This window comes from Paenibacillus phytorum (assembly GCF_013141715.1).
In the GTDB taxonomy this organism is placed as follows: Bacteria; Bacillota; Bacilli; order Paenibacillales; family NBRC-103111; genus Paenibacillus_E; species Paenibacillus_E phytorum.
Map to the genome: position 1 here is coordinate 1 of NZ_WHOA01000066.1, position 1,019 is coordinate 1,019.

1 protein-coding gene is annotated in these 1,019 nt (G+C 48.1%); it reads left to right on the forward strand.

Going from position 1 to position 1,019, the window contains the following annotated elements:
* Positions 1-1,019 (forward strand): carbohydrate-binding protein (locus GC098_RS39905; RefSeq protein WP_246358507.1); only part of this gene is annotated, 1,019 nt, incomplete at both ends.

The window sequence follows — 1,019 nt, forward strand, 5'->3', positions numbered from 1 at the left end:
AGGGGTAGCAAATCCCAACAACGTGCCATTGACAACAAGCATCAGCGTGTCTGTACAATCATTTGTCAAGGTGGAAGCGGAAAATTATGTTGCTATGTCTGGGATTCAGACAGAGGATAGCTCTGAGGGTACAAAGAATGTAGGATGGACAGATCCAGGAGACTGGATGGACTACACTGTTAATGTGCCAGAGACAGGACTCTATAAGTTAAATTACAGGGTAGCAGTAAACAATACAGGCAAAGTCAATTTCCTTGTAGATGGTGTTTCTCAAAAAATAACATCGTTGCCGTCAACCGGGGGTTGGCAGAATTGGACGACCGTATCCGACGAAGTTTCCTTTAATGCCGGCAGCCATACGATAAGGCTGCGCGTAGAAGTAGGCGGATGGAATCTTAACTGGTTTGAGTTGGTGGCACCGCCAGCGCCAGCAACACCAAAGTCTACATTGACAGGTGTACAGCAGGTACTTTCTGGCCAAACCTTCACTCTGACGATGGGACTCGCCGATGTTACGCAAAGTGTATACCAGCAAGTGTATGGGCAAGATTTCACACTGAAGTATGACCCTGCAAGTGTGCAATTCGATTCGGTGACATCCCTGATAGAAGGATTCAAAGTCTTCGATCCTAAAGAAACAGCTCCAGGACAACTTCGTATTGTGGCTGCTAGCGCGGGTGCGAACGTGCCTGCCCAAGGTGATTTGCTCACAATCCAATTTAAGGCCAAATCTGTAACCCAGGCAACCAATACGACAATTTCTGTAGACCATGTTGTGATTGCCAATGCACAGGGGAATGAGCTGCAGGTCGGCGGAGCTTCCCGCGAGATACAAATAACTGTACCTAGTATTCCTGTAGATAAGTCGCTCTTGAATGCTTTGATCGCTAGTGCTCAGGCTAAGTACGATGCAGCAGAGGAAGGCAATGGAGACGGACTGTATGCGATTGGTTCCAAAGCGCAATTGCAGTCGGCGATCGACACGGCCAATGCGATAGCAATCGATCCGAATGCCGATG